22 protein-coding genes are annotated in these 25,675 nt (G+C 57.8%); 12 read left to right on the forward strand and 10 right to left on the reverse strand.

The window, feature by feature from the left end; translation table 11 throughout:
* Window positions 1-3: 3 nt before the first annotated feature.
* Window positions 4-279, reverse strand: a complete 276-nt coding sequence (locus tag C3L37_RS06840) for a hypothetical protein (RefSeq protein WP_129113853.1) — start codon at window positions 277-279, stop codon at window positions 4-6.
* Between the two features lie 262 nt (window positions 280-541).
* Here C3L37_RS06840 and C3L37_RS06845 point away from each other — a divergent pair, with 262 nt between their 5' ends.
* The 4 genes from C3L37_RS06845 to C3L37_RS06860 are packed head-to-tail and all read left to right on the forward strand — an operon-like array spanning window position 542 to window position 9,862.
* Entirely contained in the window at window positions 542-991 is a 450-nt protein-coding gene (locus tag C3L37_RS06845) for a hypothetical protein (protein ID WP_129113854.1), read from the forward strand.
* A gap of 31 nt (window positions 992-1,022) precedes the next feature.
* Entirely contained in the window at window positions 1,023-2,516 is a 1,494-nt protein-coding gene (locus tag C3L37_RS06850) for a hypothetical protein (protein ID WP_129113855.1), read from the forward strand.
* Window positions 2,517-2,518: 2 nt separating this feature from the next.
* Window positions 2,519-5,989: a VirB4 family type IV secretion system protein gene (locus tag C3L37_RS06855; protein ID WP_129113856.1), complete on the forward strand. Its 3,471-nt coding sequence runs from the start codon at window positions 2,519-2,521 to the stop codon at window positions 5,987-5,989.
* A gap of 15 nt (window positions 5,990-6,004) precedes the next feature.
* Window positions 6,005-9,862 carry a type IV secretory system conjugative DNA transfer family protein gene (locus C3L37_RS06860; protein WP_129113857.1) on the forward strand — a complete coding sequence of 1,286 codons (3,858 nt, stop codon included), beginning with the start codon at window positions 6,005-6,007 and terminating at the stop codon, window positions 9,860-9,862.
* A 475-nt stretch (window positions 9,863-10,337) separates the two neighbouring features.
* Here C3L37_RS06860 and C3L37_RS06865 read toward each other — a convergent pair whose 3' ends face one another.
* Window positions 10,338-10,964: a helix-turn-helix domain-containing protein gene (locus C3L37_RS06865; RefSeq protein ID WP_129113858.1), complete on the reverse strand. Its 627-nt coding sequence runs from the start codon at window positions 10,962-10,964 to the stop codon at window positions 10,338-10,340.
* A gap of 176 nt (window positions 10,965-11,140) precedes the next feature.
* On the opposite strand from C3L37_RS06865, the gene C3L37_RS06870 reads away from it, so the two are divergent.
* Window positions 11,141-11,509 (forward strand): DoxX family protein, encoded by a 369-nt coding sequence (locus C3L37_RS06870; protein ID WP_129113859.1) that lies wholly within the window; start codon window positions 11,141-11,143, stop codon window positions 11,507-11,509.
* Window positions 11,510-11,750: 241 nt separating this feature from the next.
* Here C3L37_RS06870 and C3L37_RS06875 read toward each other — a convergent pair whose 3' ends face one another.
* Complete coding sequence (locus C3L37_RS06875) at window positions 11,751-12,254, reverse strand: MarR family transcriptional regulator (RefSeq protein ID WP_164974698.1); 504 nt, start codon at window positions 12,252-12,254, stop codon at window positions 11,751-11,753.
* Window positions 12,255-13,127: 873 nt separating this feature from the next.
* On the opposite strand from C3L37_RS06875, the gene C3L37_RS06880 reads away from it, so the two are divergent.
* Together C3L37_RS06880 and C3L37_RS06885 are read left to right on the forward strand one after the other, a co-directional pair.
* Entirely contained in the window at window positions 13,128-14,486 is a 1,359-nt protein-coding gene (locus C3L37_RS06880; protein ID WP_129113861.1) for a cytochrome P450, read from the forward strand.
* Between the two features lie 140 nt (window positions 14,487-14,626).
* Complete coding sequence (locus C3L37_RS06885) at window positions 14,627-15,676, forward strand: helix-turn-helix transcriptional regulator (RefSeq protein ID WP_129113862.1); 1,050 nt, start codon at window positions 14,627-14,629, stop codon at window positions 15,674-15,676.
* Between the two features lie 14 nt (window positions 15,677-15,690).
* Here C3L37_RS06885 and C3L37_RS06890 read toward each other — a convergent pair whose 3' ends face one another.
* Together C3L37_RS06890 and C3L37_RS06895 are read right to left on the reverse strand one after the other, a co-directional pair.
* Window positions 15,691-16,359, reverse strand: coding sequence for a hypothetical protein (locus C3L37_RS06890; RefSeq protein WP_129113863.1), 669 nt, complete (start codon window positions 16,357-16,359; stop codon window positions 15,691-15,693).
* Window positions 16,360-16,416: 57 nt separating this feature from the next.
* Entirely contained in the window at window positions 16,417-17,535 is a 1,119-nt protein-coding gene (locus tag C3L37_RS06895) for a transcriptional regulator FilR1 domain-containing protein (RefSeq protein WP_129113864.1), read from the reverse strand.
* Window positions 17,536-18,016: 481 nt separating this feature from the next.
* Here C3L37_RS06895 and C3L37_RS06900 point away from each other — a divergent pair, with 481 nt between their 5' ends.
* Window positions 18,017-19,081, forward strand: a complete 1,065-nt coding sequence (locus C3L37_RS06900; protein WP_129113865.1) for a hypothetical protein — start codon at window positions 18,017-18,019, stop codon at window positions 19,079-19,081.
* A gap of 729 nt (window positions 19,082-19,810) precedes the next feature.
* Here the strand turns inward: C3L37_RS06900 and C3L37_RS24775 are convergent.
* The 3 genes from C3L37_RS24775 to C3L37_RS06910 all read right to left on the reverse strand — a co-directional run bounded on the left by C3L37_RS24775 (window position 19,811) and on the right by C3L37_RS06910 (window position 21,251).
* Window positions 19,811-20,065 carry a geranylgeranylglyceryl/heptaprenylglyceryl phosphate synthase gene (locus C3L37_RS24775; protein ID WP_267195307.1) on the reverse strand — a complete coding sequence of 85 codons (255 nt, stop codon included), beginning with the start codon at window positions 20,063-20,065 and terminating at the stop codon, window positions 19,811-19,813.
* Entirely contained in the window at window positions 20,062-20,241 is a 180-nt protein-coding gene (locus tag C3L37_RS25695; RefSeq protein WP_394345780.1) for a twin-arginine translocation signal domain-containing protein, read from the reverse strand. Before C3L37_RS25695 ends, C3L37_RS24775 begins: the two co-directional genes overlap by 4 nt.
* Before the next feature lie 335 nt (window positions 20,242-20,576).
* Window positions 20,577-21,251: a hypothetical protein gene (locus tag C3L37_RS06910; protein WP_129113867.1), complete on the reverse strand. Its 675-nt coding sequence runs from the start codon at window positions 21,249-21,251 to the stop codon at window positions 20,577-20,579.
* A 169-nt stretch (window positions 21,252-21,420) separates the two neighbouring features.
* Here C3L37_RS06910 and C3L37_RS06915 point away from each other — a divergent pair, with 169 nt between their 5' ends.
* Window positions 21,421-21,633, forward strand: coding sequence for a hypothetical protein (locus C3L37_RS06915; protein ID WP_129113868.1), 213 nt, complete (start codon window positions 21,421-21,423; stop codon window positions 21,631-21,633).
* A gap of 71 nt (window positions 21,634-21,704) precedes the next feature.
* Here the strand turns inward: C3L37_RS06915 and C3L37_RS06920 are convergent, their stop codons facing one another.
* Window positions 21,705-21,998: a PadR family transcriptional regulator gene (locus C3L37_RS06920; protein ID WP_129113869.1), complete on the reverse strand. Its 294-nt coding sequence runs from the start codon at window positions 21,996-21,998 to the stop codon at window positions 21,705-21,707.
* A gap of 529 nt (window positions 21,999-22,527) precedes the next feature.
* On the opposite strand from C3L37_RS06920, the gene C3L37_RS06925 reads away from it, so the two are divergent.
* Window positions 22,528-23,130 (forward strand): hypothetical protein, encoded by a 603-nt coding sequence (locus tag C3L37_RS06925; RefSeq protein WP_228546144.1) that lies wholly within the window; start codon window positions 22,528-22,530, stop codon window positions 23,128-23,130.
* Window positions 23,127-24,305, forward strand: coding sequence for an inorganic phosphate transporter (locus tag C3L37_RS06930; protein WP_129113870.1), 1,179 nt, complete (start codon window positions 23,127-23,129; stop codon window positions 24,303-24,305). Before C3L37_RS06925 ends, C3L37_RS06930 begins: the two co-directional genes overlap by 4 nt.
* A 300-nt stretch (window positions 24,306-24,605) precedes the next feature.
* Here the strand turns inward: C3L37_RS06930 and C3L37_RS06935 are convergent, their stop codons facing one another.
* The gene (locus C3L37_RS06935; protein ID WP_129113871.1) at window positions 24,606-25,085 is read right to left on the reverse strand and encodes a hypothetical protein; all 480 of its coding nucleotides are present in this window, start codon (window positions 25,083-25,085) and stop codon (window positions 24,606-24,608) included.
* 427 nt (window positions 25,086-25,512) lie between these two features.
* On the opposite strand from C3L37_RS06935, the gene C3L37_RS25700 reads away from it, so the two are divergent.
* Window positions 25,513-25,671, forward strand: a complete 159-nt coding sequence (locus C3L37_RS25700; protein ID WP_394345788.1) for a hypothetical protein — start codon at window positions 25,513-25,515, stop codon at window positions 25,669-25,671.
* The last annotated feature ends 4 nt before the right edge of the window (window positions 25,672-25,675 follow it).

The following is a 25,675-nucleotide window of genomic DNA, read 5'->3' on the forward strand; positions in this document are numbered from 1 at the left end:
GGTCTACCCGTCCTCTTCGCCGATATCGCCGCTCCCGCGGTCGGCTTCACTGTCGGCGGCCGGGTCTGGTTCGGCGATCTCCTCCGGCTCGACGTCTGGTTCCTCGCCTTCGTCTTCACCTTCGCGCTGCTCAACGGCCGCGAGTCGGCGTTTGATCTCCTCGATTTCGTCCTCGACGTGATCGAGTCGCTCCTCGAGTGGCTCTTCGCAGACGGCGCGCTGAAGCTCCCCGGCTAACTCCGGTTGATGCTTGCGAAGGAGCCGCGCGTCTTCTCTCATGATCTGGATCTTTTGCTCAATCCGAGACATGAGCGTTGACCGTGTGGTCCGATTCACGTCGTCTTTCTCTTCTACAACGTCGCGCTCGCGGTCCGTGAGGAGTGCACGCGGCATGTTTCGTACCTTGGGTGCCGTATACATATTTGATTTGATGGGCCCCTTGTATACAAGTTTATTGCTCAACAACTTTACGACTCTTACCGCAACGTATTTGTATACAGTAGTCGCACAGAAATGTATGCCACAATCAACAACAAATGTCGTGGAAGAAACGGCGGAGCGGCTATACGCGCCCCTTTCGGGGGTGATCGCGGCTGTCGGGTGTCACCGCGCACCGGCCGTGACGATCGCTGTCCTCGCAACGATGTTGTCTACATTCGTCGGGACAGCGGCGGCGACCTCGGTGGCCGGGAGTGCGGTGCTGTTGCAGGCGGGAGGGGACTTTTGCGACACCGGCGCCGGCCAGCTCATGTCGTCCTCCATCGGGATCATCATGGGAATCACGGTCGTGCTGCTGCTCGCCGGAATCCTCGTCGGCATGGCGCTCGAGGCGCTCCCGCTGACCGGAAGGATCGCCGCGATCGCGCACCGGATTGTCGGCGGCGTGTTCGTCGCGCTGTTCTTCGGTGTGATCGCGCTATCGTTCCTCCAGTTCGCGCTTGGATTCTCGGTGATTGATCCGAGCATGGCGTGCACGCCGGTGACGAACTAACCCCGCCGGAGCCTCGCACCGGCATTCACCCATGTCCCGATTTTCGACGGCTATCACGCTCCTCGCGCTCGTCTGCCTCGTTAGCGGCGGCGCCGTGGCTCCTGTCCTCGCGCTCGCGCAGCCGCCCGATACGGCCGGCGAAGAGCCGGCGACAGCGCTCCAGGTCGGCCAGCCGACAAACGAGACGGATAGCAACAGCATTGCGAACGCCAGCGACCCGCCGACGGGTCACTGGCTGAGTAACGGAACGAACACAAGCGCCGACGGTGGTGGGTCGTTCCCCGGACTCGGCGTCTCTTCCGGGTTCGGTATCGGGAACGGCCAGACGATGATGGACGACATCGTTGAGTGGATTCAGGAGACGGCCGTCGACGTCATTAGCGGGCTCCTCGGCGGGACGATGCACCTGCTTATCGGCACGCCCGTCCCGGATAACAGCGGCTGGATGGGAATCTTTGGGACGCCGACGAACCACCCCTACCAGAGCATTCACGAACCGATCTACGAGAACCAGGTGTTCCCGTTCGCGCTCGCGATTCTCGTCCTCGCGATGATTCTCCTGACGGGCTTTCTCCCCTACTCGTCGATCATCGGCAGCTACCGCGCGTATCTGTGGATTCTGCGGACGCTCGTCGCTATCTTCGCACTCATCTTTGCGTGGCCGCTGGCGACGTGGCTACACCTGATCGCGAACAATGTCGCGCACGCCTTCGCGCCGGATCCGCGGGCGATCATTACGTCGTTCGAAGGTGCGTTGACGATGGGGACGACGGCTGTGCCGATCGCGGCGACGATCTACCTCTTCGGGTGGATGAAGGTTGCCATTTATGCGTTCATCTACCTCTTCCGCTATCAACTGCTGTTTTGGGCGCCGTACGCACTCGGTCCGCTGCTCGTCCTCGCACTGATCGGTCCGCACAAGAAATTGCGACACTTTGCGAGCTTCGGTCTGTGGCAGTACGTCGGCCTGTTGATTATGACATGGCCGAACGCACTACTGTTCGGCGCCGCCTACGAATTGGGGTGGTCGTTCAGCAGCGACGCGCTCGTCAACGTCGGTCTCATTATGGGGATGTTTCTGACGGGGATCTTCCTCCCACTGTTCATCATGTACGCGATGAGCCACGGTCCGGGGCTCATCTCCGGCATGGCGACCGGAATCGCGACCTCCGCAGCGCACGGCGTTTCCCGGCGGAGTGAACAGGGCTGGCGGCCCGAAACGCCCCGCCGGGCGTGGCAGGGAGCGAAACGAGCACGTGCCGGCGCCCGGACGACTGTCGAGCGGACGCGGGAGCGTCTCTCCGCCGCTCGCGAACGCTTCCCCTCGCGCCGGCGGCTTGCGACCGACGGCGGCACAGACACGGCCAAAAGCAGCAGCTCGTCCTCGAGCTCGAAGGAGATCAAGGAGCGCGACCGCGCTCGCGACGCTGACGATTCAAATCACATTTCACCTCAGGAGCGACGCAACCATGCGAAAGAGCAGCGACGCAAGCGCCAGGCGAAGAATTGGAAGGGAGGCGCCTGAGCATGGCGTCTGAACCCGACGAGCCGAGACAGCGCCAAGTACTCGGCAGTTTCTCGGAGAAACCCGACTGGATGGGCTTCTCGATCTTTGGGCTCTTAGCGTTTCTCTCGCCGGCACTCGCGCTGTTTGTCGCGTCGTCGTTCGCGTTCCCCGACGGGCCGTGGCAGATCATGCTCGTTCTGACCGGGCTCGCTGTCGTCGGCGCGTTCGTCGCGATCGCTATGACGCCGGATCATCTCTCTGCCGGTCCGTACGTCCGGAAAATCGTCGAGCACCACACTCAGCAACCGACTGCTTTGCACGACATGAATCCTGAAACCAGTACTATCGAACAGCCAGAACCGAACAGTCTCATCAGAAGATTCGCTCGTCTGCCTGCGGTCCGCGGCTATCCGATCATCGGCAGCGGCGAGTATGAACCGACACAAGAGCTTGTCCCGGTAAAGAAACCGTATCGCCGTCGCTACGCGGTCGAACGCGACGACGGAGCGCTCATCGGCGCCGTTCGAATCACGCCGGCGAACATGAGTCTGAAGGAAGAGGACGAGTGGCAGCGGCAGGTCGATCGCCTCGCTCGCGTGCTCGCCTCGACCGTCGAGTATCCGGCACAGTGGTACAACCCCATGCGGTCGGTCGACTTTTCGGACCGCCGCGCTCGGTTCAAGCATCGTGAGCGCGATCTCCTCGAGGCCGCGACCGACGCCACGGACGCCGATAGTGAACTGTCCCGGCGCTTGCTCGCCGACGTGGCGGGCGAGAGAGCGGCGGTCATCGGCTTGCACCAGGATACGACGATGCAGCGCGAGCACTACTTCCTCGTCGCCGTCGAACCGAAGGAAGCGGTCACAACAGTCTCCAGCGACGGCGGCGGAATCGCGAACGTCCCGGGTGTCGGCGCGATCGTGGAATGGCGAAAGCTCCGGAAACAACGGGGGGACCCGGAACACGTCCGCGAGCTGCTCGACGAGCTTCAGCGGCGCGTCGAGGACGTCGCGACGAGCGTCCAAAGCCTCGAGGGAATCAAAGCCACGCCGCTGTCGTCGACGGAGTTCTCCCGCGTGCTCGCGAACTACTATCGAACAGACGACGTCTACGAGTTCGCCGACTTTAGCGCGACCGTCCGGGAGAGTCCCGTCCCGCTGCTGGAGGACGACGTCGACAGGGGGGACGTCCTCGCCGGTGATCCGGACCCGAACGTTTCGTATGCTCACCTCGCGAAGAACGGAACGGGGGACGACGCCGGCGGCGACAGTGTCAGTCATTCCTTCGCCGCGGAACGGGCAGCCCGTAACGAACGTCCGTCCCCCGACGCCCGGCGCCCCATCGCCGGGCCAGTCTCTCCGCCTTCCGACGCGAGCCCGGACATGATCGCCGCTCTCACCCCGGGTTCGACCGCCGAGGATGGCATTGCACTCGACGACGATGCACTCAAGGCTAACTACCGGTCCCTGCTGGCGCCTGAGATAGTCGACCGCTCCTCGCCGTACCACCTCGCGCTCGACGGCGATACCTACTCGGCGACGCTCGTCATTCGTGACTGGCCGGCCCGGCCGCCGATCGGCATGCTCGAAAGTCTACTCACCTACGACGAGCCGGGCGTGCAAGTGACGGTCAGCACGCATTTTGAAGGGAAGAATGTCGCCGACGAGCTGCAGAAACTCAAATCGGCGGAGACGTCACTCAGACTGAAAGCCGAACACGCCGAAGAACGCGACTCGCCGCTCGCTGACCGCAAGCGCGACCAATGGGAAGCGGCGCGAGACGTGAAGCGATCCGTCGAACGTGCCGATACGGGACTCTTTGAGACGAACACCTACATCGAAATTCGCTGCGGTGACACTGACCGCCTTCGCGACGTCGTCCGGAAGACGAAGAGCCGATTGAAGGAGTTGAATGCCTCCGCGAAGGAGTTGACGTACAACCACCTGAAAGGGTGGCAGACGGCCGCTCCCGCGTGCAAGAACGATGTGCACGACGATGTGAAGATGACCGGCGACGGCCTCGCCGCACTCCTGCCGTGGGTGTCGGATAACCTCGTCGAGCCCCGCGGCGTCGAGATCGGCACGCACGCCGAACGGAACGAGCCGACAGTCGTCGACCTCCGGCAGCGCTCAACCGGCTACAACATGGGAATCTTCGGAACGATCGGCTCCGGGAAGACAACGACGCTCAAAACGTTCCTGCTCAGACAGAAACTCCTCGACGAGGACGTCCGGCTCGTCCTCTGTGATCCGCTCCAGGAGTTCGCCGGACTCACGGAGGCACTCGACGGTGAGCGCGTTATCATCGGCGGAAACACGCACATCAACCCGCTACACATCGAAGCGGAATCGGAAGAGGCCATGAACCGCCGCGCTGCGGACGACGAGTACACGCCCGTCAGCGACGCGAAGGTGCGCGCCATGACGTTCGTGAAGACGTTCTACGGCAACGAGGCCGGACTCTCACTCGGTCGGAAACAAGGCGTGTGGCGGAAGGCAATCAAAGAAGCGTACGACCGGGCCGGGTACCGCGAGTACGAGGACGGAACGGTCACATTCGGCGAGGACCCGCCGACGCTCCAGGATGTCTTTACGATCATTCGCGAGATGGTGAGCGATCCGGGGAAGTTCGTCGACGATACACTCGACGAGGACACCGAGACGGTGTCTGATTGGAAGCAACGCGCCATCGACGTGATTAACAACGATATTCAGGCGTTCGAACGGGGCGAGGTCTACCACAATCTGACGAAGCCGACGGATATCGACCTCGAGGGCAACGACGTCGTCTACCTCGACCTCCAGCGGTACAATTCGGACGCCAATCGCGGGCTCATGATGCAGTTGCTCGTTTCGCAGATTTACGAGCGCGTCAAGTCCTCCAGCGTCCCGACGCTCTTTGCCATCGACGAGTCGCATTATATGACGAAACACTCCTCCGACCTCGCGTTCCTGAAGCAGACGGTCCGCCATTCTCGGCACTACAATCTGTCGGTGATCTTCTCGACGCAAACGGTGAGCGAGTTCTTCGCGACGAACGAGGACGGGGGACTGACCGATACCGCGGAAGTGATTCTCGACAACATGAGCATCCAAATCTACCAGTACCTGAAGGAAATGGACGCCGGGTTCGCCGACGAACTCGATCTCACCGAGGCGGAGGTCGACTACATCAAAAATGCTGCCTCCGGGAAGGAGGGACAAGGCTACTCCGAGGCGCTGCTCCGCGTCGACGAGGAAGGCTCCTATCCCATTCGTGTGGAAATGTCGGACTCGCTCAATCCGTGCGAGTTCGCGCTCGTTCGCTACGACCCGACGAAGCACGGCGACGACCTCTATCGGTGGCTCGCCGACCAAACCGACGATTGGCGCTGGCAGCGACCGCCTCGAGGGGCGACCGTTGACCACGGCGGCGCCGATGACACCGACGGGCAGACAGTGGACGCACCGGAGGACCGCGCCGATCGCCGCCCCGTCGAGGCCGACGACTAACCGGAGGAGCGAGCTATGGGACTCTTCAAACGCAACACACCCGACGCCTACAAGGTCGACGAACAGCTTTCTGAGAGCCTTCGCGAGCACGTCGAACGGGAGAATCGGCCAGTGCTCGGCATTCGCCCGTACCGCGGCGAGGACGGCATCGAGCGCGGGGAGCGCTTGCTCAATTCCCTCCACGACGTCCGCCGTTCCGGCTTTCTCAATCGGAAGAACGGCTCACCGCCCCAAACGTTCGAACTGCACTATACGGACGACAGCGAGATACTGCAGTTCCGCTTTGTCCCGGGGGACACGGAAACGAAGCGTCGCCTGCTCCGGCAGCTCAAAACGTACTATCCCGACTCGGATATCCTCGAGGCCGCGCCGACGTTCATGGACATCGAACCGGGGATGTACGTCGCCGGGGCGCGCCTCTCACTCCGTGATTCGGACTACTTCAAGCCGATCAAGCATTTCCGAATCGACCCGGATCACTTTGCTCAGGACCCATACGACTCGATTACATCGGAAATGGTGGGGGCTCCCGAAACGCCCGACGCCGACGTCCTCGTGCAGTTCGTCCTTCGCCCGGCCTTCTCGACGGAAGGCCGTGAGGGGAAGAACTGGTTCGCCGGAATCGAGCAGACCGTCGAGCGCATGACGAAGCCGCAGACAACGTTCGACAAAGGAGCGATCCTCGACGAGATCGGCCGTGCCTTCACGCCGGGCGAGAGTGAGGGCAAAGCCGACTTTTCGAAGCACATGCCGGCGACGAACGGACACAAGAAAGCCGCTGCTGTCGTCGCCGACCAATACGGGAAGAAAGGCTACCACTTGAACATTCGAATCCTCGCTGTCTCGGAGGACGCCGACGAAGCCGTCTCTCGCGTGCAGGAAACGGCGGGGATGTACCGCAAGTTCTACAACTCGAAATATGAGCAGGGCTTCGAACCGACGTTCTACTCGGCGAAGAACCTCCCCGGCCTGTTCGAACGCGCCGCAGCTCGCGAGTGGCGCGATCGTGGAATGGTGTTCGCGACGGACACCCTCGCCGGCGTCTGCCACGTGCCGACCGATCTCAACACCCAACAGGCCGACTACTCGATGACAACCGCCGGGAAGGGCGTGCCACCGCGCACTCCCCGGTTCGACTTTGACGCGGTCGGACTCGACCGGGCGACATCGCCACGGCAGGACAAGCAGCGGGCGCTCCTTTCGGATACGGACCCGTCGGCGCCCGTGTGGTACGGCTTTGGGACGCGGAACGGCGTCGAGGCCGGCGTCTACCCGGACGCGCTGTCGGTGCACCAGTTCATTGGTGGGTCGACCGGGATGGGGAAGACGACGCTCCTGAAGAACTACTTCCGTCAGATCATGCAGCGAGGACACGGCGGGTTGTTCTTCGATCCGAAGGGCGACGACGCCGACGCGGTCGTTTCACTCGTGCCGAAGGGTCGTGAGGACGACCTGATTTTCCTCGATATTGGTGCGGACGCCGAGTACGAGGTCGGCTTCAACTTCCTCGAGGTGCCGCTACGCGACCCGGACCCGGATTCGCAAGCGTTTGAGTCAGCGGTCGAATCACTCGCCGACGACCTCGAGGCGCTGCTCGCACAGTCGACCGGGCCAGACGCGGCATGGGGAGCACGTATGTCCGGCGTTACTCGGAACGTGGTTCGCGGGCTCGCCGAGTGGCAGGTCCGGACCGCAGAGGACGTGACGCTGCTCGACATGTACTACGCACTCCTCGACGAGGACGGGCGCCAGCAGTACGCCGACATGCTGAGCGACGCACGCATTCAGTGGATCGAGGACTACGCCCAAGACGTCGTTGCGGACATGAGCCAGGACGAACTGGAGCCGCTCATTCGCCGACTGAAAGAGTGGGTCGAAAGTGGAACGACGCGCTCTATCGTCTCACACCCGAAGAGTACCATCTCGATCGAGGACGCCGTTTGCGACGGGAAGATTATCGTCGTCCGGAATCGCTCGTCGTCGGAATCGGCGAAGCGGATGATCGCCACGGCGCTCATTCGCCGGATATGGGTCGCGATTCGGGAGCAAACCTACTCCGATACCGAACCAGACCCGCCGAACTTCTACGCGGTGATCGACGAGTTCGACAAAATCGTCAGCAAAGAGTCGAAGATTCACAACATCCTGCGAGAAGCCCGGGCGTTCGGGCTGTCGCTCACCCTCGCTGCGCAGAACCTCGAGACGGGCGGCGACGATACGATCGGCATTCCGGAGGGGATTCGCCGGGCCATCCACGGGAACTGTAAGACCTTCCTCACCTTCGACCCGGGCGACCCGATGGACGCGAAGGCGATCGCCCCACAGCACTCGACGGACATTACGCCGGAGGATATCGGCGAGCTGTCGAAATACCGGATCTACATGCGGACGTACGACGAGAACGACGAGAAGACGGATTCGTTCAAAGTGCAGACGCTCGAGCCCGCGGTCGACGTCCTCGACGTTCGCGACGAGGCGGAGACGGAGGCACTCATCCACGCGGCTCAGAAACGCTACGGTCGAAAGCGACGGTCGAACGAGGAGATCAAACGAGATCTCCTGCTACACGGCGACGGCCGCGTGTCGACCGGCACAGTGCTCCGCAGCGAGGCCGTGCAGCAGGCGGCCTGTAAGGCGGTGTACGACGCCGCGCTTCGCACTCCAGGGAATGACTCTCGGGTTCCCCTCGTCGATTGTGCCGACGCCATACGGGGTGCTGTCGATGCCACCCTCGATGGCGAGCTCCCGACGAGTGTCGACATCAGCACCGACGAGAAACTCTGGCGGCACGTCCTTCAGCCGATACCTGACGGGATGCTCGCCGAAGAGGAGCGAGACGGCGCGCTGTGGCTCTCCGTTGGCGACGCGACTGTCTCATCAATCCACGACGTCGGCGACGACGAGAGCAGCGGCGGGGCGCTTCACGCGCTTGTCCTTCGCGACGCCTATCCCGCGCTGACCGACCTCGGCGTCGACGTCGAGATCGCAAAGCAAGGCGACGGCTCCGTGAGCCTTCCCGATGGCACCATCGACCCGACGCCACTCCTCGATCTCCCGGCGGACGCTGACGCCGTCGACGCCGCCGCAGCGCTCGCCCGCTTCGAAGATGAACATCCACTCGTCGCACAGCTCACCGGCGGCAGAGAGGCCGTCCTCGAGGCCGAGAAATCGACCGGGAACACGAAGCAAGGCCAGACTGTGCGAAACCTCGCCGCCGCCTATCGCGACGGAAAGCGGTGTCTGTTCATGTGCCGCGAGGACGTAGCGCCGGACGTGTGGCAAACACTCGTCTCGGAGCCCGCGTTTGCTCATAAGAATCACTCGGCACCCGGGGAGACGCGCTTCTACAACCTCCGCCCGCTCTCGATCAATGGCGAGCGCGCCTATCGTACCGGCGCCAGGGAGGACGTGTGGGTCCGCACCGAAGCGGGCGAGTACATCCTTCGCGATGGCGACGGCACCGAGCACGCTCGATTCCCCGACGCTGAGAGCATCTTCACCGACGCCTCGGCGTACGACGTCGTCGCCAGCGAGGCCGCCGCAGCGGACGACCGCGAGCTCCGCACAGTGAAGACGCCGATCATTCCCGAACGCGAGTTCGACGGCGAGGTGCCGACGCCTGGAGAGGATTGGATCATCCTCGTCGTCCCGACGGTCCGCGAGGACAGGGACGAGGACGAGACGCTGACCGCGCACGATCTGTCCGTGTTTGTCGATGGCGTCATGGTCCCGCTCACAAGTCTCGGTCAGCACTCCGACGAGGAACAAGAGAAACAGAAGGAAAGGTTGCAACAGACGCCAGCGCAGCGCGACAGCGATGACACCTCGCCATCGGCCGACCGCCGGCGGGCGAGTGGACACCTCGATTGGTGACAGATCAGATATCTCGGGGACCGGACCGAGCCGCCGTGGGCCGCATAAAAGCTCTATGGACTTTGTTGAACCATTTCGTGGTTGATACGGTCGGTGTGCTGAATAGAGAGGATGGGCCTTGTTTAGACGCGGGAGAGAGCGGCTCTCTCGGTGGATAAGGTCCGGGAGTATGGAAAATCATCGGGAGTGCTGGCCTGGCACCGAGGCAGTGACAATCCACTGTTCTCGGTAGAACGGCCAGGCCGTCGGAATCAGGTGACCGATGGGTTCTCTCTCACTCGCTTTTCCAGAATATCCGAGCTGTTCTTCGTCGGCACCAGCTCTGACACGCTCGAATTGGAGCGTCTAAACAAGGCCGAGAGGATGCATTCAACAACGTAGTATCTACAAGCGGTGCAGCTCTCGCTAAATTCGTCATCGGTGGTCCTGCGACAGTCGGATGAGACAAGAGCGATTCGTCTACCTCTGTCGCCGCCTACGAGATGAATTCCTTGATAATCCGGCCTTCAGCTCGATGGAGGACACCACTAGCTGCCGATTGATTGACCCCCAATGTTTCTGCAAGTTCGACGAGCGTACAGCCGCGAGGACTGTCGTAATAACCCCGTTCAACCGCTTCAGTGATGACCTCCCGCTGGCGCTCGGTCAGAAGCCCGTTCGAGTCGTATGAGTGGGTTAGCGACAGTATCTCGTACGGAATGTGAGCCGCCGCCAACTCGGTAGTTAACTCCGACAACTGCTCCTGTGAGGTAGTTTGTTCACCGGATGCCCATCCGTCTCGGATGCTAATAGGAAATCGCGGAAGGATCTCCATCGAATGCCGCGCCTCATACGTTGACGGCATCGGAAACACTAACTGAATCAGTACCATCCCGTCGTCGGAATAGAGCACTTCGTACGAGCGTACCTCTGGTGCGTCGTCGAACCGACGAACGATGGCGTCCCCATCCGATGTCGTTACTTCGATCAGTTCGAGCACACCATCGTCTACGGGCTGGCTCGTCAGGATCTTGAACTCGGCGTCCGAGAAGTCGGTCGAGACACCAGCCAGCCAGTTGTCGTCGTCTGCCCCGATCTCGACCTTCAGGTGTACACGGACCATACCATCGGAGTTGGCTGGCGAGTGGCTTAACAGACTTCCTAGTGCCTAAAAAGGTGAATATATTCACGGGGAAATCCGTAGTCTCAACCAGCGTAGCAGATCCATACCTCTCGTCGGAGAGAGGAGTAGAACGTTATGAATGAACACCCGTCCGAATCGCGTGAGAATAGTAGACTATGAGCACAATTGCAACAGTCATCCCCCTCGTGCAAGGGCTGCTCGGACTCATTATGCTGGCTGCGGGCATTGCGAAGCTCATCGGCATTGACTTGGTGGTAGAGGATTTCGACCGGTATGGCTATCCAGAGTGGTTCCGATCCGTTACTGGGGGCATCGAGGCTTTTGGGGGTCTTGGCTTGCTTATCGGTCTCGTGTTCGCGCCGATTTTCGCTGTTCTCGGCGGACTGTTAATCGTCGCCACGATGGCCGGGGCCATCCTGACACATCTCTTCCGGGTTGACGATCCACTCTGGAGATTTATCGGGCCAGCGATTTATCTCACCGCCGGACTCCTCGTGACGAGATTCCACCTGCTGTCGTTCTAGCCATCGATGTACGAGCAGCAGTACTTGTCCCGGTTGCGGTAAGGACGGGAGTCGTAGGCACGATTCAAGCGGGATAGTCGCCCTCGATAACTACGCGGGCGTAGATATCGGTGGGTTCGGTATGGCTTCGGATGCAAGATACGCGCCTTGTATTCAGCACGACTCCTAAGCATATCATCTCTTGAGAGTTTCAACAAGGCCGCAATATGAAGTATTGCACCCTCTCCGATCGCATTTCAGGCTATTCCTGCTCGCTTTGAATCATATCTTCCAGATCCTCGATAGCTCGCCGTGTGCTCTCTTTGAGCCTCTCGACCGTCTCCTCTAACTCGGCATTCTTCCGCTCCAGGCCGTCAACACGGCGTTGCAGCTCGGCGATCTCTGCATCCCGCGAGGCTAACGGTGAGTACGGTGTCCCGTCGGTGTCCGTCTCCCGGAGGTGCGTCACAAAGTCCTCGCCGCGGTCGGTCAGCGCCCATACCTTCGCCTTCGATCCGCCCCGGCCGTGGTAGGCACGATCGCCCGTCTCCTCGACGAGTCCCCACTCGACGAGCGTCTCTAAATGGTGCGTAACGCTCCCCGATGGGACGTCTGTCGCCTCTCGCAACTCCGCTGTGTTCGACCGATTCCCCCCGGCGCGAGACAGTGCCATCAGCAAGTCATAACGGTGTTGCCCGAGCCGGTCGACCAACTCGGTGAATCCCGGCTCGTCCGTCGATGTATCAGATTCGTGTGGTTGGGACATACAAGCCATAATGAGTCAGAAGAGCTATAAATATATCCCTTGATATAGCCTGATTTGATTCTACCGAATACAATAGCTACCCAATCAACCGTCGGTAAGCAATAGCGGGGAAATCCCGGATCCTATAAATCTATCAGAAGATAGAGAATTATAGACACCAGAAAATACAACTCGAAAACGCGGTGAGCAACCGACGACAGAGGACGCCGAAGGACTCACACCGACAGAGACAAACACCTCGGTATGAGCGCAGGGCCAGAGCAAACAAGCCGGGAATCACTTGCTGAAATCGCGTGTACAGACAGTAAACACCAACTGAGTTGGAAATCAGGATTCATTCTCACGTGTGACCGCTGCGGACTCGACTCGTCGACGCTGACCGATATCCTCGGTCACTCACTCCGTAATTAGGCCACACCCATCAGATACCCACTGCTGTCGAGGATACTCTAGATGCGGTGAAGTGACCCTTCATTACGATCCAAGTGCTCTCCGCAGCGTATGGGAGAGTGGAAAAGTCATAATGTGACGGTGACTGGTCGGCGTGTTGGCGTAGTTCTTACCAGCAGGAACGGCGATCAAGAATTCCTCATTAATATCCCGCCAGAGCAAGCACGTTTTCTCGGCAGATCGATCTTGAACGCAGCAGATCAAGCCGAAGCAAATCAAAAGAGACGCTTTTGAACTGAACTTTGTCGCTAGTATGAGACTTTGAGAAAACCTGGAGCAGCCATTTGAATTCTGGTAATTAACAGTATTAGTCGTAACCAGGAAAATCCAAAGCTCTGTAATTCGCCTGAGATTCACCTCTGAGTGCCAAGAGAGTGGTGAATCAGAGTAAGACATTATATCGTTCAACCCTTGAAAGAGATAATGCGAGCGACTCCGCCAGGTCCGAAACAAGCCCCCCTCCTTGGCAACACGCGTCAGTTTTTCCGCGATTCGCTCTCGTTCATGACGGCGTGTCGAGAAGCATATGGCGATGTCTCTCGGTTTCGAGTCGGCTCAACTGACCTCTATCTCATCGCAAATCCCGCTGATATCCAGCGCGTACTCGCGACTGAAGCAGCGCACTACCGGAAACCGACGTTTCAAGACAGCCTCAACGAGGTTCTCGGCGACGGACTACTCCTCAACGAAGGGAACGACCTTTGGGAACGACAACGCCGCCGCGCTCAACCTGCCTTCCAAATCCAACGAGTGCTCCACCCAGAAGCAACCGCAGCACTCACGCGATACACCAAGGAACTTCTAGCAGAGTGGAGGCCGGGTGAGACGATTGACATCCATTCTGAGATGCTCACGCTGACTCTCAAAGCCATTGGCAAACTGATGTTCGATGTTGAGTTTGAGAATGCCGAGATACAGCGTATCAGGAAGAACTTAGAGCCGCTCGGCCAGGAATTCGAGCCAAACTTTCTCCAAGCACTCCTTCCTGACTGGGCACCTACCCCACCGAATCCACGGTTTCAGGCCGGGCTGGAGGGACTCCGGCAAGACATGCTTGATCTTGTTGATCAACGCTTAGAGACCACCAACCCCACTGCCAACGAGACAGAAGAGCCAGCGGACTTTTTGACGGTCATGCTCCGGGCATTTCAGCGCGAAGCAGACGTTGACGAAGACCTGCTTCGTGACGAATTGATCACGATTCTGCTAGCCGGGCAGGACACAACCGCGTTGGCACTTACGTACACACTCACTCTCCTCGCAGAACATCCAGAGATCGAGGTACGTCTCCACGAAGAGCTCGTGAGTACTTTGGGTGAGGGGCCGATCATGCCAGAGACGCTCTTTGAACTGTCGTCTCTTGATCGGATCATCAAAGAATCTCTCCGGATGTATCCTCCAGTGCACGCGATGGCACGCGAGCCTCGTCTTGATGTCCGTTTAGGCGGGTATCGAATTCCCAAGGGGGCAGGTGTACTCCTTTCCCAATGGGTAACTCATCGTGATCCACGCTGGTACACTGAGCCCGAAACGTTCGACCCAGATCGATGGCAGACAGAACGACGAGCGACCCGACCTGGCTATGCATACTTCCCGTTTGGAGGCGGTCCACGGGTCTGTATCGGAAAGACAATTGCGGTCATCGAGATCAAACTCATCCTCGCGACGATTCTTCGCCAGTATCGCTTCGAGCGAGCTTCGGACGAGCCTATAGAACTTGAACCGGTCGTTACGATGCAACCGAAAGGTCCGGTAGAGATGGTCGTAAGAGAGTGGACATAACGGCGAGAGCTGCCAATAGGTACCTTCCTCTGTCTGCTAAGGCGCTACATTTAACCTGTAGCCATAGTAGAATGATATATGTGCTGTAACTATGCCCTCCATGTCTGTGCCCCCCTGGAGGATCGGTGGTGAAGTGGTGTATGGATCCTCACGATTACCTTGCGTTTCTCAGCGAATCACAGGCGCGGATGGATCTACTCCGAGACTTGGCAGATCAAGAGGTGCCCATAACAAAAAGCGAGCTCGCCTCGATACGCTCTACGACTCGGGTGACCGTTCATCGGAATCTAGACCACATGGCCGAGTGGCGATGGGTCGAGAACGATACTGAGGCGAAAGTCCGCCTCACGATAGCAGGTCGGCTCGTTTTTCGTGCATATGAGAAATTCTGCGATCGGGCAGGGAATGAAGCTCCGAAGTTCCTTGGAGGGTCACCCCATCGACCAGCGTTGCTTCGGTATCTTGCTGACTTAGACTCCACTGTTGGGTATTCGACGCTCCAAGCAGCAATCACCGCGTCACAATCAACCCTGACCCGGATTCTCGACGGATTCACGACCCGAAACTGGGCCACTCAGCCCTCAAGAAATCAGTACAAGCTAACGGATCTCGGGGCTCAAGTTGCCCAGGCATACACAGCATTCACAGGAGCGCTTGACTGGGTGACAACCCATGCCAAGTTGGTCAATAGACTAGGGACCATTGGTAGGATACTTCCACTTGACGCGTTAGCGCATGGAGATATGGTTGCTGTGAAAGCCCGTCCCGCAGATCCAGATCGGGCGATAGAATTCTACGCAAACAGGGTTCGTGAGGCAGACCCGGACACTCTCGTCGGGATCACACCAGTGGCGAGTCCATATCTGAACGAGATCCACAAGACCCTTCTTGAAACTGGCTCGACGATCGACCTTATCGTCGACACAACAGTTCTCGAGACGGCGAAAGCCCGCTATCCCCACTCATTGAAAGCCGCTCACGACCTCCCGATTGAGTTGTATTGTCATCCTGCCCGGCTTGAGTTCGGCCTTGCGATTTTCGACGATCAAGCAATCCTTGGCGCGTACAATGAGCACTCAGGTCATTTGTGGGCCTGCCTTAGTAGTACAGATAGACGCTTCCGCGACTGGGCAGAGGACCTCTTCTCACAGCACAGGAGCCGAGCTACGGAATATAGAGCTGAAGCCTAAGATCAATCTAGGGCTTATCCTCGTTCTTCAAGCTCGAGTTTTTCTACGATCTCGTCTCCAGAGCCGTTGACACTCACGAGATGGTGCTTCCGCCAAATAAGAGTTCCGTCGTCGATTTGGTACGGGCGTGGAGAAGTGACAGCCTCTCGTTCCCATTCAATCGATCCTGGTGACGGGCTTCTCGTAAGCTGGTAGTACATCACCTTCTGGGTCGAATCCCACCCAGCACACTCCCATCGACCAGGTTCGATGGGGAGACCAGGATCAACGATTGTCTGTGGGAATGCCGTTGGGTCATCACTGATTGAAGCTCCCTCTTGTACAGTTCCCAATTCGACGAGTCGATCCCTCAATTTCGTTGCGACGTCAGCGGGGAGGGAAAGGGACTCAGTAGATTTGTCAAAGAGCGTTGGACGCGCACCACCGAACCGACCAAAGACAAGCGTCGGTTCAGCTACCTCGAGAGTTTCATATGGCGCCGGCGATGGCGATCCTGCCTCGTCGGGAAGTTTCAGAGAAGCCCATTTCCCGGCTACGGATCCATGTTCTGCGCGCCATCGGATACGAGGCTCACTGATCGCGTTTTCACAGTGGACACTGAGTTCTATGAGATCCTCGCCAGTAGCATTCTGGTGAGCATGAAACGAGGTATCGTACTGTCCCTGTTTACTGTCTTTCCTCATACCCGCTCCCTAACGGAATACGGTGAACCGCCGTGATAGTTCTTTCTCTGGGAGAGTTCACCGTGAAACCTTATTGGCCGCGTCTGCTGTGACAGAGCGGAATTTGTAGACTAGGTGTTCTAATGGAGCACGAGCACGCGACTGGTAGTCGTCGAATAGCGCATGTGCCCACTCGATAACCTCTGGGTCTTCAACAAAGATCGTCCCAGAAACAGTGCTCGCATCTTCAATGATCTTCGGCCCAGCAACAACCCACTGAGAGTCGATAATCATGAGTCCCAGCGGTAATTCGCCGGGATAAATCGACCACTCGACGTTGTCAGCTTGCAGCCCTTTTCGGATGTATTTCGTGCTCTGCGGATCTGACGGTGGATTTTTACTCGCCTCCTCCGAGATGACGGTCTCTAAACGGACACCAGCATCCACGAGCCGGAACACCGCTTTCGTGTACTGCAAATCGAAGTACGAGGAGAAGCCGCGGATGTGGGTTACTTCATTCTCATCTACTGAATTGATGAAATTCATAAACGCGTGTACCTCGCGGAGCGGATCCGACGGGCGACCGATCACAAGTCGCTCGTCTTCTAACGCGCGGACGGGGAACGTCTCGCACTCAGCGTCGAAGTCTTGGAGACACGCGCTTTTCTCTATGAGTTGCTCAAAGGCTGCGAGTAGCTCATCGTACTCCTGGAGAACGTGCTCTCCGTGCTCCGTGAGGTGATACTGCCCGCCGTTCTCTGCGATTAGATCGTGTTCGCGGAAGGTTTGGAGCGCGCGGTACACAGTCGAGCGAGACGGGAGGTCTGGGTTTGAGGCGAGGTCCGCGAGATCACACGGTGCGGTTCCAATCCTTCGCAGGACAGCTCGTCTACTCGGTGATTTGGTCAACGAAGTGAGGACCTGAGCGCCGATCGTTGTGTGGGCCTCAGAGTAGACGTTAAGAGCGATTGCACCGACACCCGTGAGACGATTCCCATCCTTTGTTTGCGTCACGAGACGTGCAGCAGTGAGCTCCTTCACAAATTGACTGGCTGACTTACGTGCAACACCACATTGAGTAGCGAGTTCTGCCTGCGAAAGGGCGTCCTCGCGAAGAAGTGAAAGAGCTTGGAGCGGATCAATTGATTGGGAGCCCGTTCCCGTCGTCAAGTACCCGACAAGCTCCTGCGCGTCCATTACACCCACAGTCTGTATCGATGTATTAATAGCTGACCATGCCTAAGTCAAGAATGTCAATTATATCATCACAGGATCACAGATTGGAAACAGGATTTGGGAAATCGATTTTCCAAATTGTCACTCATCAGTCATTCCAAGATTTAGAAATCGCACGACGGCTCGCTGTTTCACGAGGTTACACAGGTGTGTACCCCGGTGAATTATTGATCCATCCGCTCATCAGTGGCTCACATGAATACAGGTCCACTGACGACCCTCACGCTCGATATGCCACTCCCGCTGAACCGGCGAGTGTGCGCTGAGATCTACATCGAGACGGTTGAAACAGCAGACGGAACGCGCCGACTATACACCGAGTCAGTGCTCGAACTCGCCTAGAAAGTCTACTTCAGTGTTCTATGCGCTATCCACCTCTCTCCGGGCCGGCATCATTCGCGAAAAGTGGAGCTCAGCTTACCGCAAAATCAGGTGAGTCCCAATGAGCGTCGCACGAGGCAAGAAGACGAACCAGATCAAGGTCTACGGTGATGACCGCGATAAGACGATGATCGAAGCAGTTGCGGCCGGGCTCGACTGTTCGGAAGCCGCTGCTGGACGTGAAGCAATTGAGCGTCTTTTCACCGAGTTGTATCCCGACCTGGAGTGGACGGACGTCGCAGAGGGTCGTGTTTCTGCTGCGGACCTGCAGGCGCTCGCGCAGGATGAGTTCACCGTCGACGACCTTGAGCTTGGAAACGACGGTGACTATGAGCCGACTGACCGAGATCCTGCCCGCTACTCGACCCCTGTCACGCCCGATCAACTCGCCTCGCCTGGGGCCAAACTGACGTGGCAGACACTTCGCGATGCCGTTGCGGACCCTGTTGCTGGCGGACTCTGGTCAGACGAGCTCGTGATCCATCCGGATCGCGTGGGTGCACGAACACTTCGCCAGCGACACGTTCCCGCTTCTCGGATCCTTGCTGGGCTGGCGCGTTCTCAAGCGGTGAATGGCGTTGTACGTGCGGAGACGCTCGATGAGCTTGTCGAGACCTACGCGATGCATCTGACGAATCGGATGGACGATACACGCGGTCGCGAGCATATTCGCACAGAGTACGGTCGCATTCTGCGCACACAGTTGTGGGCGGACCCCCGGCCGACGTCGGATCTATACTATACGTCTGAGGAACGGTATTTGACCGCGCTTGCGGTGGTATGCGATGAAGCGACGGAGGTTCTTCGAGAGACAACGCCGGCAATCTTTGATCGGCGAGTGTGGGCAGAAGCGACTGACACGCAGAAATCCGAGCGTGAGTGGCACGCGGATGTTGGGTGGGTGCTGAATGCTGTCGCGACGGCACGGCAGATCGTTGATGACGTTGCGGCCCGGACGCTTCGACAACTCGAGATCACCGTCGATGAGGATGCAAAGGATCCGTGTCATCACTTCACTCGGCTGGCCGTCAGTGTGGTGAAGGCGTATCGGTCGACCGTTGATCCGGTCGATCGGCAGCGGATCGAAGCGCACCATATCGCTGATAAGACACGAACGCACCTGTAGGTCCTGTGGCGGTGTCGGTGGGCCTGGTCGAGAGCGGCAGCGCTGGGTCTCTGAAGGGAGTGAGTTGTTTTTGAGCCGTTGTGTGGGAGTGTGAGGTGAGTGAGTCGCTGGAGAGAGCGGTTGAGTGGGATCAGGAGGGTTGTTGCCGGTCGGTGGTGAGCGGGACAACAAGACGAGTGGGGAGTTGGCTTGATTTCGAGGGGTGTCTCGACCAGAGTGGTACTACGTTGTGTCGGCGAGAGGTGTGCTATTTGGAGTACACCCGTGCAGTCATGCGATTTCGAGAACACGCAGAACAAGTGGTACTACAATCGCGTGAATGATTATCGTCGTGGCGAGACAGATACTTGTACGGGGGCGGTGCCATCTCCACGAACAGCCGGTGAGACACGGCTGAAAGCACGATACGATGAACGGCGAGAGAACGCGGCCAAAAGTCGCTGCAACGGCCGGACGGTGTCCGTCCTATGCTTCGCGTTCGCTGCTACGGGTTCGTTCGTAGAATACAATTATTAATGTTTCGATTTGTAGGTGCTACTAAATGGGGAGGTTCCGTGTTTCTCAGCGTGAGTGTTCGCGAGATGACGGACGAAGAACCGCCAGAGCAGGCGGATTCACGGGTGGGTCGGTAGGTTTTCTGGGTTTCAGTCGACGACGATAGTTTGCGTGATTGTAGTACTAGACGTGGTGAGATTCGGTCGCGGGTCGCGGTCGGGAGGGGAGCGTCGGTTAGACAGACGTCGCGTGCTGTTGGGCGTCGTGTGCTCCCCACACCGTCTCTTCGAGGGCTGCGACACCGTGTTCGTGGACGAGATCGCCGACAACGACCGTGTCAGCGACGGTTGCCATCTCGTACGCCGAGTCGTACTCGTCGATCCCGCCTCCATAGAAGAGCGTCGCTGAAGAGAGCGCTTCTCGTACCGCAGCGACGAGAGCTGGAACACCAAGGACTCCATAAATCCCAAAATAGAGATGAAGAGTTATGTAATTCTTCCTGACGTTTCTTGACCAGCCGCAGGAGTTGTTATTGCCGCAAGCCCGCCTACTCCAACAGCTTGGAGAAACTTCCGTCTGCTTGTAGTCCCGCTCTTGAAGTTCTGTTTCTTCACGATTTCCACCTCCGATGGTTTGCATTTCTTTGCTTGGTAATGACATAGCATAAATAAATATGAAGAAAATTAATAAAGTCTGACCAATCGTCTTGTCCTTTCAGCATGGTCAAAGAAGGGATCAATTAGTTCATGGTCAGAATGGTTCTCAAGGACACTCCCCCAAGTAGTTCGTGTGTATTTAGCCAAGAGGCAGAAAAAGTGGTGCCTAAGAAATGACACACGAGCATTAGAACCACCCCTTTTCACAAGAATGATTGGTGAAAAAGTAAGACAGACTTTGTATGACCTACTGCTCTCTCCTGCGTCATTCGTATGAAACAACCTTTTAAACGTACGTAATTTGGCGTTCGAACGTCAAATTCGGGACAAACTTTGTTAAGTAGTTAGCCAGTTTGAAATATACTGCCACTCAGATTCGACGTGTACTGGTAGGTTCCTGGCTCAATGAACCCATTTCCGATCAAATTGATAGCGCCCACCACGGTGTTCCCAGCATCTGCGAACTGCAGCACTATATCCCCCTGGATGATTTGATACACGCCGGCGGTAAGGCCGGTGCGGGAGTTGAACACGTTGAGGACAGTGCTTCGCGCCGCAGGAAGCCCCCAGACTTGCCCATCGACAGTGATACCAAGACCACTCTGGGCTGGGTCTTCCTGAACGAAAGCGACATCGATGAATGACTCATCAATAGTCGATGGAATACCGACTTCGTCGTACAGGCTCGTATTCGTGGCAAACCAGATCGCGCCCCCCTCGGGGGTGCCCGGTGGATTCCCTGATTGAATTGCGATCTCTCGAGCATTCACGCCGTTGTCGAAGGAGTCTTGCTTCGGCAGCGGTGGTGAGACGAGAAGGAGTGCTTCTCGACTGAATTGTTCGTGCGTCGTCGTACCCTCTAACAGAACCCGGTAGTACGCTGGAACGGTCGGAACCGCTGAGGTCTGCGCATGAACAGGGATTGTTGATCTAAGTGTAAGGCCAGCTGCGCCAAGCAGGCTGAGAAAGGTACGTCTGGTAACATGTGATGGCTGTGCTATTCTACTGATAGGTGTCATGATGGCTGCTCCGACTCGCCCTTAATTGGGAACGGCAACGTTACTCTTGGAGTTGAAAGACGATAAACATGTAGTCCGAATCGGCTGAGATTTGGTGCTATTGGTTTGATCCAGTAAAATCACCTGAAGATGGAATCTTTATGGCAGCGACCTCTAGACATATTCAGTGATGAACTCTCGAACACCACTCCCACCGCGGGCCAAAGAGGCGCTTGAGGTGCTTCGGTCGCCGGTCGAGAACGCGGGTGGTGAACTTCCTCGTGAGCAAGCTTTCTCAGTGATTGCTTCAGAGTTTAGCGAGGAGTCTGCGGAGGGGCTGTTGAATATCCTGCACAACCGTGGCTACATCTACTATGTTGGCGAGAAAATCCGCATTACGTAGGCTCGGTGTCTCGTGAGGGCTCAGGATTCACTCTGACCGAGGGGGGGGGTTCTCTGGTGTGACGTTCGAGGTTAGGCGAGTGCGGTCTCTTGGACGTACTGTGCTTCCCACTCGCGACGCTCTCGGAGGGCGGTGTGACCCTCGTCGGTGATCGTATAGAAGTTGGTCCGCCGGTCGATTTGGCCCTTCTCGACGTAGCCTTTGTTGACGAGGACGTCGAGATTGGGATATAAGCGGCCGTGGTTGATTTCTTCGTCACGGGCGTCTTCGAGTGCTGTTTTGATTTGTTGGCCCGAGGGCTGGTCGTGGCCAGCGATGACGATCAAGAGGTCGCGCTGGAAACCGCTGAGGTCGAAGAGGGTCATCACTGAGAAGGGACATCAGCAACGGATATAATCGTCAGCATTGTGTGGTGTGAGTGAGTGATCGGTGGAGGGAAGTGTCTTGAACCTCTGTTGGTTGGCTGGGAGGTCGGGAAACTGTTGTCACGCCGAGTGAGGGGTGATATGGGGTGTTTCTCTCCTACCCCACATTGAGTTGGAGGGGGAGGTGTGGGTTAGTTAAGCGATGGATGCGTCTCGGGTACGGGAGCTTCGTAAACCTACATCACCTGCTCTGTTAGTTTTAGGATGAGGTGTAATCCGTTATCAATGATAGCTTCTGACGGTCGTGCTGAATAGAAGGCGCGTGTTCAGCACCTCACAATACCGTCAGCCGGAAGGAATTCTCTCTGGTCAGACTTACAATCGATCACGCTCAAATACCGATATCCGGGCAAAATGTTTTTGCCAAATTACTTGAGCGAGGGATGTGTAGAATCTGTATGTGCTCTCTCACATCTATTGATTCCAGATTAGTTCTACCCATACCGGTGGCCTTCGGACTGGGTGAGTCGTGAATCCGAACCGCGTCGACTCTCTCATCGATCTGACCTACGGCCTGTTGATCGCGGTCTCGGTCGGACTGATCGTCATCGCCGGAACCGCTGTCGGGTTGGCATTCGGATTTGGGGTACTGGTCTCTTATGTCCTCCACGTCGTCTGGAAGATGGCCCGTTTCGATCCGAACTGGATGACGACGGCGGTCAAGGAGACCGTCGAAGAGACGGTCAACGAGACGGTCGGAGAAACCGTTGACGAGACAGTCAACGAGACGGTTGAGAAGACGGTAGAGGAGACGGTGGGCGAGACAGTGGAAAGGACAGTAGACGAGAAGGTTGGGGAGACGGTAGAGGAGACGGTCGGTAAAACCGTCGAAAAGACCGTCGGAGAGACGGTGGAGAAGACAGTCGAGGAGACGGTGGGCGAGACAGTGGAAAAGACGGTGGATGAGAAGGTTGAAGAGACGATAGAGGAGACGGTCGGTGAAACCGTCGAAAAAACAGTTGGGGAGACAGTAGAGAAGACTGTCGAAGAGAAAGTAGGCGAGACAATGGAGGCGACCCTCGAAGAACAGCGTGCGGCCGAGAGCGCGAACGGCGAGACAGAGGACCGATGACCAGCCTCCTGCTCATCGCTGGCGTCCTCGTCGCGATGTTCGTCGCCTACAACATCGGGGGATCAACCACGGGGCCGGCGTTCGGGCCGGCCGTCGGTGCCGACGCCATCTCCAAGCCTGTCGCCGCGGCGCTCATGGGCGTGTTCTTTTTCATCGGTGCCTGGACGCTGGGGCGGAATGTCGTGACGAAACTCGGTACCGAACTGGTCGTCAACACCAGTGTCTTCACGCTCGAATCCTCTATCGCCGTGCTGTTTTTCATTGGGCTCGCACTGCTGATCGGGAACCTCTTCGGCGTCCCGGCCTCAACCTCGATGACCGCGGTGGGGGCAATCGCCGGCCTCGCACTGGCCGCTGGCGTGCTGGATTTCGCCGTGATGGGACAAATCGTCATTTGGTGGGTCGTCTCGCCCATCATCGGCTTCTGGGTCTCGCTGGTCATCGGCCGGTATTTTTACGCGCGGCTGAACAGGCTGATCGCGATAGAGCGCAGTACGGGGTCCCTGTTCGATCTTGACCGGTCCGGTGTCGTCCCCATCCCACGTGTCCACAAGACGACCAATCGTCGGGAGCTGGTCGGGACGGTTACTGTCGTCGCGATTGGCTGTCTGATGGCCTTCGCTTCAGGCACCTCGAACATCGCTAACGCCGTTGCACCGTTGGTTGGCAGCGGCGAACTGGCGATGAACCCGGCGATCATCTTCGGTGGGATCGCCGTCGCCATCGGCTCGTTCACCATCGCTCGACGAACCCTGGAGACGATGGGCAGTGGCCTCACGGAACTCCCCCTCACTGCGGCCATCGTCGTCGCGTCGATTTCCTCGACGCTGGTCGTCTTCCTCTCGGCGCTCGGCATCCCCGCGAGCTTCGTCATCATCGCGACGATGTCCACCGTCGGGCTGGGTTGGGGCCGAGCGACCCGACCGAGAACCGCCCCCGAAATAGTCACTGGCAACGGAGGGCCTCCGGTCACGGTCGACGCGCTGGCGGCCGACAAGGAGGGCGAGACGCTCCCTCCAATCGGCGCGGAGGACGTCGAGGACATCCCCGATCCGGGGGCGTTATTCAACCCCGTGATGACCGCGCGAGTCGTCCTGATGCAGAACGTCGTGCCGGCCATCGCGACGGTCGGTGCCTATCTCACGTTCCGGTTTGTCCCGATATCCGGGTTCTGATCCGGGGCCGACTTGAACCGCGTTACCGTTGCCGTCCCGGACGGTGTCATCCCTCGTGTTCACGAGGGAATATCGGCGACTCGATTGTGTTACCGGTCAGTATGAATCTCGCTCCTGTTGTTCCATTATACTATTCGGTAGCGCAGCTGTTGTCTCAGTGGTCCGTCAACCGTGGATTTGTGGGTTCGTATCCCCACGAACGTACCTGTTTCATATTGGATAGTGCTACCGACGCGTACAAGATGGAGAGCGCGAATCGGTCGCAATGGGGTATCTTTGTTCAGTGTAGTAGGATGGTTATCAACGTGCTTTCAATTGTGTTAAAATCCGTGAAACGACGGCTCCAGTGGAGTATCCGACTAATCCGATGAGTATTGCGAGTAGGAGACCGAATTTAACTCCGTATTCAATGCCACCAAGGAGTTCGGCGTGTGCAGAAGTATATCCGAACCCCAGCATCCGAGGATGGTGATACCGGGTGGAGTTCTCCCAACTGCTAGTAAGGTATCCTATCAATGGTGGAAAAATGAACCACCAGAGGCTGACGACCCACAGCGAACCGATAGTCGGCCCGAGACCCGCACCTAGCACTCCTGCACCAAGAGCGATTCCGAATACCAGTATGAGCCAACCGAGAGAAAGACCGACATTCAGCCCAATCACGAATCCACCAGAGGCCAGTACTAAAAGGCCAACCACTGTCACGAGAAGAATAGCCCTGCTCTGGGCCTTTCCGACGATGTGCTGCCGCCAAACCCAACCATCGTCGGAATAGTTCATTATGATTAAGTTTGCAGTTGTAGTCAATAGTTGTTTTGGATAGGTTAGTATCCACTATCTGTACGAACTAAGTGCCAGTCTTGTGGCGGGCTGTCGTGCTGAATACATTCTCTGTATTCAGCAGGCTGTTTGTATCAACTACTGACTGTTTCGATCCCCTCCGATTTTTCCGACTGCTAAAGCTCGCTCGGTACTCGACGCCGCGGCGAACAATCGAGAAAATTTTGCGAACGAAAAACGCCGACCTCGTGGTGGCCGTCTCGGTGACGGCGATCCTGGTGGTGGAGGCGTCGAGTCTGATGTACTCTGTCGAGAATGCCGCACAGCCAAAAGTGTGTTCGAGCATTCCAGCAACGTTGTGGAGGGGGTCGTGACGCTTACGACGGTTGAGGACGGGGATGTCTATCCGGTAACGGTGCTGGGGAAGGTGCTGAGTGCGGTGATTGCGTTCTTAGGAATTGGGTTGTTTGCGCTGCCGGCGAGCATTCTGGCGTCTGGGTTTTTGAGGAGACAGGCCAGAATCTCATACACTGTCCGCACTGTGGGGAACAATTGGATGACCCGTAGAGTATTGATCTCGATCTAGATCC

It is taken from the genome of Halegenticoccus tardaugens, from assembly GCF_004116405.1.
In the GTDB taxonomy this organism is placed as follows: Archaea; Halobacteriota; Halobacteria; order Halobacteriales; family Haloferacaceae; genus Halegenticoccus; species Halegenticoccus tardaugens.